The 15,320-nt window shown below is 39.3% G+C and carries 15 protein-coding genes; 7 read left to right on the top strand and 8 right to left on the bottom strand.

Going from position 1 to position 15,320, the window contains the following annotated elements:
• Positions 1 to 45: 45 nt before the first annotated feature.
• Both DW862_RS16525 and DW862_RS16520 read left to right on the top strand, forming a co-directional pair.
• Positions 46 to 1,812, top strand: coding sequence for a LysM peptidoglycan-binding domain-containing protein (locus DW862_RS16525; protein WP_120069422.1), 1,767 nt, complete (start codon positions 46 to 48; stop codon positions 1,810 to 1,812).
• Between the two features lie 7 nt (positions 1,813 to 1,819).
• On the top strand, positions 1,820 to 2,554 hold the full coding sequence (locus tag DW862_RS16520; protein WP_004312709.1) for a porin family protein: 735 nt from the start codon (positions 1,820 to 1,822) through the stop codon (positions 2,552 to 2,554).
• Positions 2,555 to 2,820: 266 nt separating this feature from the next.
• Here DW862_RS16520 and DW862_RS16515 read toward each other — a convergent pair whose 3' ends face one another.
• The 5 genes from DW862_RS16515 to DW862_RS16495 all read right to left on the bottom strand — a co-directional run bounded on the left by DW862_RS16515 (position 2,821) and on the right by DW862_RS16495 (position 6,749).
• Complete coding sequence (locus DW862_RS16515; protein WP_004312708.1) at positions 2,821 to 3,264, bottom strand: DUF4293 domain-containing protein; 444 nt, start codon at positions 3,262 to 3,264, stop codon at positions 2,821 to 2,823.
• 106 nt (positions 3,265 to 3,370) lie between these two features.
• Positions 3,371 to 3,706 (bottom strand): DNA-directed RNA polymerase subunit omega, encoded by a 336-nt coding sequence (locus DW862_RS16510; RefSeq protein WP_004299989.1) that lies wholly within the window; start codon positions 3,704 to 3,706, stop codon positions 3,371 to 3,373.
• A 14-nt stretch (positions 3,707 to 3,720) separates the two neighbouring features.
• On the bottom strand, positions 3,721 to 4,524 hold the full coding sequence (locus tag DW862_RS16505) for an outer membrane protein assembly factor BamD (RefSeq protein WP_004312707.1): 804 nt from the start codon (positions 4,522 to 4,524) through the stop codon (positions 3,721 to 3,723).
• A 377-nt stretch (positions 4,525 to 4,901) separates the two neighbouring features.
• The gene (locus DW862_RS16500; protein ID WP_004312706.1) at positions 4,902 to 5,327 is read right to left on the bottom strand and encodes an amino acid-binding protein; all 426 of its coding nucleotides are present in this window, start codon (positions 5,325 to 5,327) and stop codon (positions 4,902 to 4,904) included.
• A 123-nt stretch (positions 5,328 to 5,450) separates the two neighbouring features.
• Positions 5,451 to 6,749, bottom strand: a complete 1,299-nt coding sequence (locus tag DW862_RS16495; protein WP_009040511.1) for a phenylacetate--CoA ligase family protein — start codon at positions 6,747 to 6,749, stop codon at positions 5,451 to 5,453.
• Between the two features lie 136 nt (positions 6,750 to 6,885).
• Between DW862_RS16495 and uvrB the strand changes: the two genes are divergently transcribed.
• A complete protein-coding gene (gene uvrB / locus DW862_RS16490) occupies positions 6,886 to 8,916 on the top strand; it encodes an excinuclease ABC subunit UvrB (RefSeq protein ID WP_008643821.1) in 2,031 nt (676 codons plus the stop codon).
• Positions 8,917 to 9,259: 343 nt separating this feature from the next.
• Here uvrB and DW862_RS16485 read toward each other — a convergent pair whose 3' ends face one another.
• Positions 9,260 to 9,961, bottom strand: a complete 702-nt coding sequence (locus tag DW862_RS16485) for an SGNH/GDSL hydrolase family protein (protein WP_165861934.1) — start codon at positions 9,959 to 9,961, stop codon at positions 9,260 to 9,262.
• A 345-nt stretch (positions 9,962 to 10,306) separates the two neighbouring features.
• Here DW862_RS16485 and DW862_RS16480 point away from each other — a divergent pair, with 345 nt between their 5' ends.
• From DW862_RS16480 to DW862_RS16465, 4 genes are all read left to right on the top strand, one after another.
• Positions 10,307 to 11,113 carry a KilA-N domain-containing protein gene (locus tag DW862_RS16480; RefSeq protein WP_008022818.1) on the top strand — a complete coding sequence of 269 codons (807 nt, stop codon included), beginning with the start codon at positions 10,307 to 10,309 and terminating at the stop codon, positions 11,111 to 11,113.
• Positions 11,114 to 11,233: 120 nt separating this feature from the next.
• Positions 11,234 to 11,620 (top strand): GxxExxY protein, encoded by a 387-nt coding sequence (locus DW862_RS16475; protein ID WP_120069419.1) that lies wholly within the window; start codon positions 11,234 to 11,236, stop codon positions 11,618 to 11,620.
• A gap of 54 nt (positions 11,621 to 11,674) precedes the next feature.
• Positions 11,675 to 12,151 carry a hypothetical protein gene (locus tag DW862_RS16470; RefSeq protein WP_120069470.1) on the top strand — a complete coding sequence of 159 codons (477 nt, stop codon included), beginning with the start codon at positions 11,675 to 11,677 and terminating at the stop codon, positions 12,149 to 12,151.
• A 271-nt stretch (positions 12,152 to 12,422) separates the two neighbouring features.
• Complete coding sequence (locus tag DW862_RS16465) at positions 12,423 to 12,851, top strand: Hsp20/alpha crystallin family protein (protein ID WP_004300008.1); 429 nt, start codon at positions 12,423 to 12,425, stop codon at positions 12,849 to 12,851.
• Between the two features lie 161 nt (positions 12,852 to 13,012).
• Here the strand turns inward: DW862_RS16465 and DW862_RS16460 are convergent, their stop codons facing one another.
• Complete coding sequence (locus DW862_RS16460) at positions 13,013 to 14,128, bottom strand: ABC transporter permease (protein WP_120069416.1); 1,116 nt, start codon at positions 14,126 to 14,128, stop codon at positions 13,013 to 13,015.
• Positions 14,129 to 14,216: 88 nt separating this feature from the next.
• Positions 14,217 to 15,320, bottom strand: a complete 1,104-nt coding sequence (locus DW862_RS16455) for an ABC transporter permease (RefSeq protein WP_120069413.1) — start codon at positions 15,318 to 15,320, stop codon at positions 14,217 to 14,219.

Raw genomic sequence — 15,320 nt, 5'->3', positions numbered from 1 at the left:
TTGTACCTTTGTTCCTTGATTTCAAGAACCAATAGTTATAATTTGATGAAACCGATAAACCGAATATTCTTATTTCTGCTTTTTATAAGCGTTTCATACGCTATCAGTTATGCACAGGAAAACCAATCTTATTTCTTGCATACCATCGAAAAAGGACAAAGTTTATACTCTATTTCCAAGATGTATAATGTCACTACGTCAGACATCATACGTCTGAATCCTGGTTGTGACGAAAAAATCTATGCCGGACAGACCATCAAAATCCCTACCGGGAAAGAAAGCCAGAAGGGAGAAACATTCCATACGATCCAAGCCGGAGAAACATTGTACAAACTGACAACGATGTATAATGTGTCCGCCAAAGATATTTGTGAAGCAAACCCAGGTTTGAGTGCCGAGAATTTCCGTATCGGACAAGTTATTCTGATTCCGCAGAAAAAAGAAGAACAAACTGACGCCGTAGTTCAAACGCCTACTGAACAATCGACTATTCAAGGTCCTGTCGTTCCGAGATGCAAAGATATGCATAAGGTAAAGCGCAAAGAGACTATATTCAGCGTGAGCCGTGAATACGGAATCAGCGAGCAGGAGTTGATTGACGCTAACCCGGAACTGAAAAAGGGCATGAAAAAGGGACAATTCCTTTGCATCCCCTACCCGGCAGCAACCACCGTACAACCTACACAGAAGGAAGATCCATACACTGTTCCTCCCAGCAATAGCGAGCTTTTTCGCAAAAATAAGGAGACGCCCCAAAAACTGTCTACCATTAAGGCTGCCTTGTTGTTGCCTTTCCAGGAAGACAAACGCATGGTGGAATATTACGAAGGTTTCCTGATGGCAGTAGACAGTCTGAAACGTACGGGCGTTTCTCTTGATTTATATGTATATGACAGTGGAAAAGACATTTCTACATTAAATACGATTCTTGCCAAAAACGAGATGAAGAGTATGAATATCATCATCGGTCCGATGCATCAGAATCAAATAAAACCATTGTCAGACTTCGCGGAGAAAAACGATATACGCCTGGTGATCCCTTTCTCTCAAAAAGGAGAAGAGGTATTCAAAAATCCTGCTATTTATCAGATTAATACGCCTCAATCTTATTTATATTCAGAGGTTTATGAGCATTTCACCCGCCAATTCCCTAATGCGAACGTTATTTTCATCGAACCGTCGAGTGCTGACAAGGAGAAAGCGGAATTTATCAGCGGCTTGAAACAAGAGTTGAAGAGCAAAGGAATTCCTATGAGAACCGTCAGCGAAAGCGCAACTAAAGAAACATTGAAAGCAACACTTCGCAGTGATAAAGAAAACATTTTTATCCCGACATCGGGCAGTAATGTTTTACTGATTAAGGTACTTCCTCAACTGACGTTGTTAGTCAGAGAGAATCCTGCAGAAAAAATTCACCTGTTCGGCTACCCGGAATGGCAGACTTACACCAGAGATCATCTGGAAAATTTCTTTGAGTTGGATGTATATTTCTACTCTTCATTCTATACGAATACATTGTTTCCGGCAGCCGTGCAATTCACCAACGCTTATCATAAATGGTATAGTAAAGATTTGGCAAGCAAATACCCCAATTACGCAATGCTTGGCTTCGACACCGGTTTCTTCTTCTTGAAGGGATTATCGCTCTATGGCTCGGAATTGGAAAACAATCTGCCTAAGATGAACCTGACGCCAATCCAGACAGGATTCAAATTCCAGCGCGTGAACAACTGGGGAGGATTTATTAATAAAAAAGTGTTCTTCATACGTTTCACTAAGAATTTTGAATTAGTAAAACTTGACTTCGAATAATACGAAAATGATAAAGATAAAACCATTTTTGATTGCAACACTCCTACTTACGGGATTTGCTCTTCCTGCCACTGCCCAAATTGGAGAAGCACGCAGCAATTTATCAGTAGGTGTCAATGGAGGTGTCAACTTAAACAGTGTTTCTTTCACTCCCAGCATCAAGCAAAATAGCTTGATGGGAATTACCGGAGGGTTGACGGCACGTTATATATCCGAGAAGTATTTTGCCATGATTTGTGGTGCACAAGTCGAATTGAATGTATCACAAAGGGGTTGGGACCAATTGTTTGAAACGGTATCATTGGACGATAACGGATATGAAGTCACCTCGAAGGATCCGAGCAAAACTTATACCCGCAAAATGACCTATATTGATATTCCTTTTCTAGCCCATCTTGCTTTCGGACGAGACAGAGGATTACAATTCTTTGTTCATGCAGGTCCTCAAATCAGCTTTCTGATAAGCGAATCGGAAACAATAAAAGGTATTGATATGAACACCTTATCCAATACACAGAAAGCCGTATACGGAGTTAAGATTCAGAATAAATTCGACTACGGTATTGCCGGTGGCGGCGGTGTAGAACTCCGAACAAAGAAAGCCGGCAGCTTCATCGTTGAAGGCCGTTACTATTTTGCGCTGTCCGACTTTTACAGCACCACAAAGAAAGACTATTTCGCCCGTGCAGCGCATGGAACAATTACCATAAAGCTCACGTACCTATTTGACTTGAAGAAATAAAATCCTCTCCCTCCTCCCTTTCGAGAGAAGGAGCTTGAATATCTACAAAGCATCGCTTTAGGGATACTCTTTAAATAAATAAGGCAACTAACTCGCAATGAATTAGTTGCCTTATTTGTATCTTTAAAACAGGGATATTCAGTAAATGCACCGTTTTAGGGATGCTAAAGCATAGCTTTAGAGAGCAAAAAGCACCGCTTTAACTCTTATAAAGCGATGCTTTTCATTAATCATATTAACGAATTACCCAGATATAGGGAAAAGTCTTATCTCAATCTATCCGCAGCCTTTACCATCACCTCATCGCGTCCAATAGCACGAACAGCCAATATATTCAGAATGATGGAAATAAGTGGTAAACACAATGCCCAACCTACCCGGAACATATTTGCATCATTCTTCAACGCAAAATAAAAAGCAAGGGCAGCAATGTAATAACCGACCAACAACAAGCTATTGAAAATCGTCATGCGAATCTGCAACATACGGTTCTTATATAAAAAAATGGTAGCCACGGCAACGATAGTACTAAGCATCAGAATCCCGAATAACCCCCATGTAGACTGAAAAGCGTCGTTTATTTCCAATCCTAATGCCTTAAAAGGATGTTCGCCCATTGTATCAATGAAGTAACCTATCGGCATACACATAGCTGTAATCAGTAATCCTGCAACAATCAATAAATAAACAGTTTGAATTCGTTGAATCATAAGTATTCTAAAGTAGTTGAGTTAAACAATAATAGCCAAGCAATAAGGAGTAGGGATAATCATCCCACTTACTACTTGACTATCAAATTCTTCGTCAGAAAATAAATTACTGAAGTTTTTCTTTCTCCTTAGCCGGATTTCTATAATATATTTTCCCTTCGATGTATTCTTGCGTAGCAATCAAGTCCGGTTTCGGCAATTTCTCATAATAACGAGAAATTTCGATTTGCTCTCTATTTTCAAACACTTCTTCCAAGTTGTCATTGTAAGAGGCAAACTCTGCCAATTTCTTTGAAAGATCGTTTTTGATTTCTACACTGATCTGATTAGCACGCTTGCCAATAATGGCAACAGTTTCGTAAACATTACCTGTATCAGCACAGAGTTCCATCATGTCACGGGTTACTGTTGTAGCAGGAGCATTCGTTTTTTTGTAGTCCATAAATCTATTTAAATTTAGTCTTTAATTACTTTCTGTGATTCATTGAATATTTTCTCGGCTTCTTTCAAATATTTACTTTCAGGAAATTCATTCTTGAAAGCATAATATTCGTCCACTGTTTCGCGATAACGATCCATCTTCTTGTCTTCTACACTATAGATAGCCATTTCGTGTCTTGCACGCAGAATCAAGATAGAAAGTTCTTCACGATAGTCAGTATAAGGATAATCTTTCAGTGCATTTTGAGCTGTGATTACACAAGACTCATAGTTATTGCCTAAATAATTACCCAGATTATAATATAATCTTGCAGAATAAAGTTCTTTCAAAACCAGCTTATCCTGCAAAGCAAAAATCATATCCTGTGCTTCCTGCTTCTTTGTGCTGTTCGGGAAATATTCCATGAACATCTGCAACTGCTGGATAGCCTGATAAGTGCTTGATTGATCCAAACGTGGTTCCGGGGTATCCAGGAATAAAGCTTTACCTGCATGAAAACGTGCTAGTTCGGTAAAAGTGCCACGGGGATACGTATTGAAATAGGTGATAAATGTCTGGGCAGCTGTCTGATAATCTTTCTGATTATAATAACTCATTCCCAACATATACAAAGACTCTTCCGCTTTATCGGTTCCTTTCAGAATGGTTATCAACTCATTCAGCAACGTAGCTGAACGATTATACTGTCCCTTCGCAAAATAGTTTTTGGCGGCTTCGTACTTGTATTCGTAATCGGTGCTTTTCAGCAATTTATTGTACTCTCCACATGATGTCAGAGTAGCCGCCGCAAGCAAAGTTATAATGATATTTTTCTTCATCCTATTTAAAAATAATGCGCAAAGTTACTTATTCGCTGGGAATTTAGCAATTAATCTGTGTTTTTTAATACATAAAAGGCGTTAAACATCGACAAAAGGAGAGAAAATGACGTCGAATTGCAAACACCAAACTGTAAACGGCAGGTAATAAACGAATCACACAGAAATCATGATTGACATAAACCTGACGAACAAACGTCAGATTCCTTGTTATAAGACAGAAAAAAACTTGTTATAAGGCAGAAAAAAAATAGTGACGGTATATGCCCGGGATAGCGTCACTATTTTTTATAGCAGAAAACGGCAAACAAATGTGTTACCCCATTCAAAGACAACACAGCTATTTACCGTTCCCTGTTTATCGTTTACTGCTATATCTACAGCTTGTACAAATCACTTGCAGCCAGCAGATCGACTTTCTTTTCTTTCAATACCTCGATACATTTATCCAGATTGCTAGGGCGAATTACCACATTTGCAATATTGTTATTGGCAAACGAATACATATATTCAATAAATACACCCTCGTCTGATAAATATCCCAGCACTTTTGCCAAAGCACCCGGTATATTGGGACAGCTTATACCTACTACATCAGTCACATTCACTGCAAAATGATTATCTTTTAAAGCTTTGTATGCTCTATCCGGATCGGATACAATTCCACGCAAAATACCAAAATCAGCATTTTCGGCAATGCACAAGGCAGAAAGATTGATATTTTCTTTCGCCAGCACTTCAGTCACTTCCGTCAAACGGCCTGACTTATTTTCCAAAAAGATAGAAAGTTGTTTTGCTACCATATTTATTAAAGTATTAAGTAATAAGTATTAAGTAACAAGCATTAGGTATTAGGCAACAAGTATTACCGTAGTTCCAAGATCACCCGCATGGTTAATACTTAATACTTAATACCTAATACTTATTTATATTTTTCTGTTATCAATCACACGTTTTGCTTTACCTACGCTACGCTCAATGCTGCGAGGCTCTACCAATTTCACGTTGACTCCCAATCCAAGTACGCTTTGCAAACGTCCTCCCAGCTTTTTCTTCAAAGCCAGCATTTTGTTGATCTCATCAGAATAGAATTCCGGACGTACTTCAACCTGGAGCTCCATCGTATCGGTATTATTTTCACGACCCACTATCAACAAATAATGCGGTTCAAATTCTGCCATTTCAAGGATAACGGATTCAATCTGTGTCGGGAATACGTTTACACCACGGATAATCAACATATCATCACTGCGTCCCAAAATACGATCCATACGTACTAATGTACGACCGCAAGAACATTTATCATGATGCAAAGCAGTCAAATCACGCGTACGGTAACGGAGCAATGGCATCCCCTCTTTGGTGAGGTGGGTAAACACCAGTTCGCCCATTTGTCCCGGCTCAACCGGTTGCAAAGTATTCGGATCGATAATTTCCGGGAAATAATGGTCTTCATTCAAGTGAGTGCCGTTCTGACATTCGCACTCGTAACCGACACCCGGTCCGGCAATCTCACTCAACCCATAAATATCGTATGCTTTGATTCCCAGTTTCTCTTCAATTTCATGACGCATATTTTCCGTCCAGGGCTCCGCACCGAACGCACCGACTTTCAGTTGAAATTCTTCACGTGGCAAACCGGAATCTTTGATTGCATCTGCCAGGTAAAGCGCATAAGAAGGGGTGCAACAAAGCACTGTCGATCCGAAATCATGCATCAAGGCAATCTGTTTTTCAGTGTTGCCACTGGACATCGGAATAACAGAAGCACCGATATTCTCGGCTCCGGCATGTGCTCCCAGTCCGCCCGTAAACAGTCCGTATCCGTATGATACCTGAAAAATATCAGAACGGCCCGCTCCGTAAGCGGTAAAAGCGCGTGATATACATTCCGCCCAAGAGGCCAAGTCCTTACGGGTATATCCGACAACCGTCGGCTTTCCGGTCGTTCCGGAAGAGGCATGAATACGTACAATCTGGCTCATCGGCACGGCACAAAGTCCGAACGGATAATTATCTCTTAAATCATGTTTCGTGGTAAACGGCAGTTTTACAATATCATCGATACTATTGATATCATCGGGGGTTATTCCCATTTCCTGCATCTTCTTTCGATAGAAAGGAGTGTTGTGATAGACGTAATCTACAATTTTCTTGAGTCGTATGCTTTGAATCTTGCGAAGACTTTCGCGGTCCATACACTCAATGCTCTCATTCCAAATCATTATGTTTCTGGTATTACTAGTTGTATGAATCTGTTTTTTGATATTAATATGTTGCAAAGTAAAGGATTTATTTGGAAAAATGATTTGTTATCTCGATTATTTTACCGAATATTGCTCCACTTTTTAGGATTTAACTATGAATTATGAACTAACATCAGCTTACAAACCTACCGGGGATCAGCCGGAAGCGATAGCACAACTGACTGAAGGGGTACTTCAGGGAGTTCCCGCACAGACTTTATTGGGAGTGACCGGATCGGGAAAAACATTTACCATTGCCAATGTGATCGCCAATATCAACAAACCTACGTTGATTTTGAGCCATAACAAGACATTGGCTGCCCAGCTCTATAGTGAGTTTAAAGGTTTCTTCCCCAATAATGCGGTAGAATATTACGTTTCTTACTATGACTATTATCAGCCGGAGGCCTATCTCCCGAGCAGTGATACTTATATAGAGAAAGATCTTGCCATCAATGACGAAATCGACAAGCTTCGACTCGCGGCTACTTCTGCCCTACTCTCCGGACGAAAAGACGTGGTAGTGGTTTCTTCCGTTTCTTGTATCTACGGTATGGGAAATCCTTCGGACTTCTACAAAAATGTCATTGAAATAGAACGGGGACGGATGATGGACCGCAATGTCTTTTTACGTCGTCTGGTAGACAGTTTGTATGTCCGTAATGATATCGACCTGAACCGTGGAAATTTCCGCGTTAAAGGTGATACCGTGGATATCTATCTGGCTTATACCGACAATCTGCTCCGTGTCACCTTCTGGGGAGATGAGATTGATGGTATAGAAGAGGTAGACCCGATTACAGGAGTCACTATCGCACCATTTGACGCCTATAAGATTTATCCGGCCAACCTGTTCATGACGACCAAAGAGGCTACTCTCCGTGCTATCCACGAAATAGAAGATGATCTGACCAAACAAGTGGCATTCTTCGAGTCTATCGGTAAAGAATATGAAGCCAAACGACTATATGAACGGGTGACTTACGATATGGAAATGATACGGGAGTTAGGGCATTGCTCCGGAATTGAGAATTATTCCCGTTATTTCGACGGTCGTGCTGCCGGTACCCGTCCTTATTGTCTGCTCGATTTCTTCCCGGATGATTTTCTGATTGTCATTGACGAAAGCCACGTAAGTGTACCTCAAATCCGTGCGATGTACGGAGGAGACCGTGCACGTAAAATCAATCTGGTAGAATATGGTTTCCGATTGCCTGCGGCTATGGACAACCGTCCGTTGAAATTCGAAGAGTTTCAGGAAATGGCGAAACAGGTAATTTATGTCAGTGCCACACCGGCAGATTATGAATTGATTCAGTCTGAAGGTATCGTCGTAGAGCAGGTGATTCGTCCTACAGGACTGCTTGATCCTGTCATCGAAGTGCGCCCGAGCCTTAATCAGATTGACGACTTAATGGAAGAAATCCAGCTCCGCATTGAAAAGGAAGAACGCGTACTCGTCACCACACTAACCAAACGAATGGCAGAAGAACTGGCAGAGTATCTTCTTAATAATAATGTAAGATGTAACTATATCCATAGTGATGTCGATACATTGGAACGTGTGAAGATTATGGATGATCTCCGGCAAGGAATCTATGATGTGCTTATCGGAGTCAATCTGCTTCGTGAAGGACTCGATCTTCCGGAAGTGTCGCTCGTTGCTATTCTTGATGCTGACAAAGAAGGATTCCTCCGCTCCCACCGTTCACTGACGCAAACCGCAGGACGTGCTGCCCGTAATGTAAACGGCAAGGTAATCATGTATGCGGACAGGATGACGGATAGTATGAAACTGACGATTGACGAAACCAATCGCCGCCGGGAAAAACAGTTGGCATACAATGAAGCAAACGGAATTACTCCTCAACAGATTAAAAAGGCCAGAAACTTGTCGGTATTCGGTAATGCAAAAGAGGCGGATGAACTGCTAAAAGAAAGACATGCTTATGTAGAACCTTCTACTCCGAACATTGCAGCAGATCCGGTAGTGCAGTATATGAGTAAAGCGCAAATGGAAAAGAGTATCGAACGTACTCGCAAACTGATGCAGGAAGCAGCCAAGAAACTCGAATTTATTGAAGCTGCACAATACCGTGACGAGTTGTTGAAACTGGAAGATTTGATGAAAGAGAAATGGGGGTAAAAACTCCCACTCTTCATATATTACATGAGAATTGCCAAAGGATAAAACTCTTAACAAACCTGTAACACAGGATTTAATCTATTAATTAGTGTTATAAAAACACCAATTAGCAGCTTATAATTTGCAAAGTTGCCAAAACTCCGTATCTTTGCAATGTGTTTTTCATAGTATTAGATTTAAGGTTAACAAAGGTTGGAGCAAGGCGTTGCTCCTTTTTTTATGTCTATACGTCATCTAAAACCTTTTCAACAACTATATCCATTAGAAGTGCACATTCACAATAAATGCTGCCTAACTTGATTATCAGACAGCATTTATATTTCAAAATTTACATCAATAAACCTTAGAGTGCTTTCTCAATAGCAGCTTTTATCAATGGCTCCATAATATCATACCCCTCGCCTGTCGGATGAACTCCATCTTTAGTATATTGGGGATTCAAGGCCTGATTTTCATCCACCATTGCCTTATAATAATTAACAAACGGAATTTTATTAGCTTTTGCATAAGCCTCTATCCGATCATTTAAAGATTTAATTTTCTGTGGAACATTTTTTATTTCCATTCTCCATTTAAATGCAGCGGCAGGCAATACGGAAGTCAGAATCACTTTTATCTTATTTGCTTTTGCCAATTCTGTCATAGAAACGATATTTCCAAATGTATAATCTTCATTATAAGTTTGTGTATTTTCGGCGACATCATTGGTTCCGGCATTAATCACCACTAAAGCAGGAGAAAGATTAATCACATCTTCCCGAAAACGCAACAAGAATTGGTAAGAAGTCTGCCCACTGATTCCACGGCCGATATAACCGTTTGATTTGAAAAAGTCCGGATGAGTACGTACCCAGCCCTCCGTAATGGAATTTCCCATAAAAATAACTCGTTTGTCTTTCTTCGTCGCCTTTGGAAGTGCAGCATTTTGTTTTGAATAACGAGCTAAATTTCCAAAATCATTTTTCTGTGCATAGCTTTCTCCTATTGAGAAACTCAAGCAAACAACAGCCAATAACATCCATTGGCTTAATCTTCTTTTATCCATGTTTATATTAAGTATTAGTAATATGATATTTTGCACAAAGATAAAAAAAACTCCATACATAGACGCCCAAAATATCGAATAACCGTTAAGACGAAAGATGTTTTTCTTAATCTATGTTATATAACATGCTATTTTACTTGGATTATTTGCTAATTTTCCAATAGTCCGTATCTTTGCAATGTGTTTTTCATAGTATTAGATTTAAGGTTAACAAAGGTTGGAGCAAGGCGTTGCTCCTTTTTTTATGCCTATATATTAGAAGTGAGTTTAACATACCTTGAATAAAAAGTGATATACGTTTCTTTATTCCCAAATATAACTTTACCTTTACTGAAAAATCAGAATATGGCAAAGATTACAGTTCAGACCACAGACGTTACTATCTTAAAGATCAACGATACAGATTATATTTCTTTAACCGACATAGCTAAATACAAGACAACAGATGCTAATACTGTTATTGCCAACTGGCTACGTAATAGAATGACTATTGAATATCTAGGATTATGGGAAATATTATATAACCCCCATTTTAAACCCCTCGAATTCGAGGGGTTTAGAAAAGAAGCAGGTTTAAATGCATTCACTCTTTCTCCTCAAAAATGGATAGAAACGACCTGTGCTATTGGACTCATATCCAAATCCGGAAGATATGGCGGCACTTTTGCTCACAAAGATATTGCTTTCAAATTTGCAAGTTGGATTTCTGTTGAATTTGAGTTATATATAGTAAAAGAATTCCAACGTCTCAAAGAGCAAGAGCAAGCTCAAATTGGTTGGTCAGCAAAACGAGAACTATCTAAAATTAATTATCATATTCATACTGATGCAATCAAGCAGCATCTTATCCCTCAAGAAATCACTCCACAGCAAGCATCCATGATTTATGCCAGCGAAGCTGATATCCTTAATGTAGCTATGTTTGGAATGACTGCCTTAGAATGGCGTGATACACACCCTAATTTAAAAGGTAATATTCGTGATTATGCCTCAATCAATGAACTTATCTGCTTATCAAACATGGAAAATTTAAATGCCGTTTTCATAAATGAAGGTTTGACACCCAAAGACAGACTTATCAAATTAAATCAAATAGCAATTCAACAAATGAGCATACTAGAAGATATCAAAAATAAAAAGTTATTGAAATAATTTATGGAACAACAAATTCAACTCAACGACCACAACAAGCAGGAGTATCCTCCTATGCATACGAAAGAGACATATTATTTTGTTTTTTAGACAAAAGAACATAAGAACAAAAGAAGGAATATGGAAATAGAAAGTTTGATAAAAACTATTATTCAATGTGCTTATGATGTAAGAACACACCTTGCAGCAGGTTTTCTTGAGAATGTTTATCAGAAAGCATTGATAATAGAATTAAAAGAAAAAGGTATTCATGCAGATACAGAAACTCCTATTAATGTATATTACAAGAATGAAATTGTAGGAGAATTTAGAGCTGACATAATCGTAGAAGGAGAAATAATCATTGAACTTAAAGCGGTACAGCATCTTCTTCCTATACACGAAACACAATTAGTAAACTACTTAACCGCTACCGATACAGACCACGGCTTATTAATAAACTTTGGTGGTGAACGTATCGAAATAAAAAGAAAATTCAGAGAATATAAACATAAAAATAACACATAAGAAAAAATATGTTCTTTTGTTCTTATGTCTAAAAGCAATAAAAACTTGTCTATTATGGAAATAAATCAAGCAGCTCCAAAATTTCAGGATGTGTCAATTGCTCCTATGCATACAGCAGAGCATTTACTCAATGCAACCATGGTAAAAACCTTCGGCTGTCCACGTTCTCGCAATGCCCACATCGAAAGAAAAAAGAGCAAATGTGATTATATACTTTCGTCATGTCCGACAGCGGAACAAATCCAGTCCATTGAAGAGATAGTAAATGAAGCAATCAGTCAAAACCTACCTGTGACTGTTGAATATATGACACATGAACAGGCCAAAGACATCGTAGATTTAAGCAAACTACCTGCTGACGCAAGTCCTACCCTTCGCATTGTCCGCATTGGAGATTATGACGCCTGTGCCTGTATCGGATTGCATGTATCAAATACTTCTGAAATGGGAACTTTCAAAATCATTAGCTATGACTATGACGAAGAAAGGCAAACATTAAGAATGAGATTCAAACTAATCGAGAAGAAATAGACATATTATCAAATTAATATCTATCTTATATAAAATAAATAAAAACAGAACACATTTTGTCATCATTATTGCAAAATTGGCATTATTATAATGACAAATAGACAATTTTAGTCTCAAAAATCACTTGGCATAAGGTTTGCACTTATAGAAGCGAACAATGGTTCGAGAGCAGACGATGGAAACCGGGACAACCGATACCATCAGAAGTGAAAAAACCGAAGTTCAAGAATAATTTACTGAATGTTTAACTTAAAGATAGGAGACTAAAATTATGATGCCTGTTAGAAGAACTCAAAGTTGGTTACCAAGTATCTTTAATGATTTCTTTGATAACGATTGGATGGTAAAAGCAAATGCTACTGCACCTGCAATTAATGTTTTGGAAACAGAAAAAGAATACAAAGTGGAATTGGCTGCTCCGGGTATGACGAAGGATGATTTCAATGTTCGCATTGATGAAGATAATAACCTCGTTATCAGCATGGAGAAGAAGACAGAAAACAAGGAGGAAAAGAAAGACGGTCGCTATCTGCGTCGCGAATTCTCATACTCTAAGTTCCAGCAAACTATGATTCTACCAGATAATGTAGACAAAGAGAAAATTGCTGCATCTGTAGAACATGGCGTTCTAAATATCGAACTTCCGAAACTCTCTGAAGAAGAAGTAAAGAAGCCAAATAGACAAATCGAAATAAAGTAATACAGTAACCACTTACTATTCACCGGAGACGGTGATGAAAAGGATCAAAAACAGCTCTCTCCCTTAAAGGGAAACGAGCTGTTTTTTATTGTCTTTGCAGGCAATGCCGCCTTATTAACATAACATACCCACAGGGTTTTCGGACTGACCCCTTATTATCTTCAGTTGTTCTTCCGATAACTAATTACCGCCCAACTATTAAACACGACTGCAAAAAGCAACAATATTCCGAACTGCGGCAGCAAATCAAAGAAACCACTCCCCTTCAGATATATCATTCGCATCACCTCCATAAAATACTTCAAAGGATTGAATATCGTTATTATTTGTGCCCATTCCGGCATGCTGCTAACGGGGGTAAACAAACCGCTCATCAAAATCACCACCAACAAACAGAACCACATAACAAACATTGATTGCTGCATCGTTGCTGAATAGTTGGAAATGACTAGTCCGAAGCCGGACATCACCAAAACAAAAAGAACCGCGAAAAAGTAAATCAACAGAAAATGCCCGACAGGTACTATGCCATAAATTAACCAGGCTAATATGAAACACACCGTCAGCACCAGAAAACCAATCAGCCAATAAGGCAAGAGCTTTGCCAGAATAAAGACAAACTTCGGAACCGGAGTCACATTGATTTGCTCTATTGTCCCCACTTCCTTCTCGCTAACCACATTCAACGCAGGCAAAAAACCACAAATCAAAGTCAACAACATGACCATCAATGCCGGAATCATATAGAGCTTATAGTTCAGATTCGGATTAAACAATCCCTGCGTATCAACCTGTATGGAAGCGAAAGCACCGGAAACGGTAGCTGCTTCGGGATGTTCCGAACGTAGTTCGGCTGCATAATCATTAATGATAGAAGACAAATAAGAACTGCCCAGACCACCTTTCGTTCCATTCACGGCATTGGCCGCTATCAATACATGAGCATCCTCTCCATTCATCCAATCCCGTTCCAAATGCCTTGGAATTTCCATCACAATATCAGCCGTTCCAATTTCAATGTTTCGAAGACCTTCTTCATACGAGGCCGGTACTTCTACCAAACGAAAGTAAGTGGAGGCAGCAATCTTATTCACTAAACGTTGTGAAATAGCCGAATGGTCATTATCCACAATATTCAGCTGTATATTCTTGATTTCCAGATTTACCGCCCAAGGCATCAATAGCATAATCATGCATGGAAATACAAGAATCAATTTCGGAAGAAACGAATTGCGAAGCAATTGTTTAAACTCTTTTTCTATCAGGAACTTTATCATAAATAATTCTTCAATTTGCTGATATGCTTATATGTCAATGCCATGTAGTATAACACAGCCAATTGGCACATTAACATATTATTCTTATCTACTCCAATCTATACTTGAATTTCTTGATACTAACCGTAATAAGTACCGTCGCCATCAATAATAAGATACCAATCTCCTTATATACCAATACAACAGGCACTCCTTCAATCATCAACTTTCGCACAGCCTGAATATACCAACGTGCCGGAAGTATATCCGAAATCCACTGAAGTATCAACGGCATACTCTCAATAGGGAAAATCATCCCCGATAAAAGCATCGTGGGCATCATCAACATCAAACCGGAAACCAGCATGGCCGCAACCTGTGTACGCGTGACTGATGAAATCAATAAGCCCAACGCCAAGGATACGAAGATAAACAACAAAGAGACGGTTATCAACCAGAACAAACTTCCTACTACCGGAACATCCAGCACAAAGACCGAAAGTAAAAGAATTGTTATCAGATTGACAAACGACAACACAAAATAAGGCACAGCCTTTGCCAAAATAATAAATAGTGGCTTCACAGGCGAAACCAGTAATACTTCCATGGTCCCCGTCTCTTTTTCACGAACGATGGAAATCGAGGTCATCATAGCACAAATCAGCATCAGGATCAACCCCATTACCCCCGGAACAAAGTTATAAGCACTCTTCATTTGCGGGTTATACAACAACTTTATATCCGACGTTAAACGGGCAGCCGACATATTGGGCGGCATCATTTCCTGACCTACCATAGAAACAATTCCCGTCGCATAATTAACCTGCGAAGTCGACATATTCGGATCTGTTGCATCTACTACCAGCTGCACATGAGCATCACCCGTATAGAGTTCATCAACAAAACGTTCGCTAAAAACAATCGCCATATCAACCCTATTCTTCAGAAAAGCAGCTTCCATTTCCTGGGGCGAATGAAAACGTGCAGTAACGGTAAAATACTCACTGGCGTCCAAACGATCAATTATCTTTCGTGTCACCACATCATTAGAAGGATCGAGCACCGCCAACCGGACATTTTTCACCTCTGTACTGATGGCAAAACCGAATAGTATAATTTGCACAACCGGCATCCCCAACAAAATCAGCATGGTTCGCCGGTCACGGAAAATATGATAAAATTCCTTCTTTACAAAAGCTATAAACTGTCTCAT

Source organism: Bacteroides sp. AM37-9 (assembly GCF_003603455.1).
GTDB classification, from domain to species: Bacteria; Bacteroidota; Bacteroidia; order Bacteroidales; family Bacteroidaceae; genus Bacteroides; species Bacteroides xylanisolvens.
This window is presented reverse-complemented; position numbering and strand designations above follow the sequence as displayed.

Bases quoted from the DNA above. Each gene is read 5' to 3' on its own strand.
- DW862_RS16525 (WP_120069422.1), top strand. From the start codon at position 46: ATGAAACCGATAAACCGAATATTCTTATTTCTGCTTTTTATAAGCGTT.
- DW862_RS16520 (WP_004312709.1), top strand. From the start codon at position 1,820: ATGATAAAGATAAAACCATTTTTGATTGCAACACTCCTACTTACGGGA.
- DW862_RS16515 (WP_004312708.1), bottom strand. From the start codon at position 3,264: ATGATTCAACGAATTCAAACTGTTTATTTATTGATTGTTGCAGGATTA.
- DW862_RS16510 (WP_004299989.1), bottom strand. From the start codon at position 3,706: ATGGACTACAAAAAAACGAATGCTCCTGCTACAACAGTAACCCGTGAC.
- DW862_RS16505 (WP_004312707.1), bottom strand. From the start codon at position 4,524: ATGAAGAAAAATATCATTATAACTTTGCTTGCGGCGGCTACTCTGACA.
- DW862_RS16500 (WP_004312706.1), bottom strand. From the start codon at position 5,327: ATGGTAGCAAAACAACTTTCTATCTTTTTGGAAAATAAGTCAGGCCGT.
- DW862_RS16495 (WP_009040511.1), bottom strand. From the start codon at position 6,749: ATGATTTGGAATGAGAGCATTGAGTGTATGGACCGCGAAAGTCTTCGC.
- uvrB (WP_008643821.1), top strand. From the start codon at position 6,886: ATGAATTATGAACTAACATCAGCTTACAAACCTACCGGGGATCAGCCG.
- DW862_RS16485 (WP_165861934.1), bottom strand. From the start codon at position 9,961: ATGGATAAAAGAAGATTAAGCCAATGGATGTTATTGGCTGTTGTTTGC.
- DW862_RS16480 (WP_008022818.1), top strand. From the start codon at position 10,307: ATGGCAAAGATTACAGTTCAGACCACAGACGTTACTATCTTAAAGATC.
- DW862_RS16475 (WP_120069419.1), top strand. From the start codon at position 11,234: ATGGAAATAGAAAGTTTGATAAAAACTATTATTCAATGTGCTTATGAT.
- DW862_RS16470 (WP_120069470.1), top strand. From the start codon at position 11,675: ATGGAAATAAATCAAGCAGCTCCAAAATTTCAGGATGTGTCAATTGCT.
- DW862_RS16465 (WP_004300008.1), top strand. From the start codon at position 12,423: ATGATGCCTGTTAGAAGAACTCAAAGTTGGTTACCAAGTATCTTTAAT.
- DW862_RS16460 (WP_120069416.1), bottom strand. From the start codon at position 14,128: ATGATAAAGTTCCTGATAGAAAAAGAGTTTAAACAATTGCTTCGCAAT.
- DW862_RS16455 (WP_120069413.1), bottom strand. From the start codon at position 15,320: ATGAGACAGTTTATAGCTTTTGTAAAGAAGGAATTTTATCATATTTTC.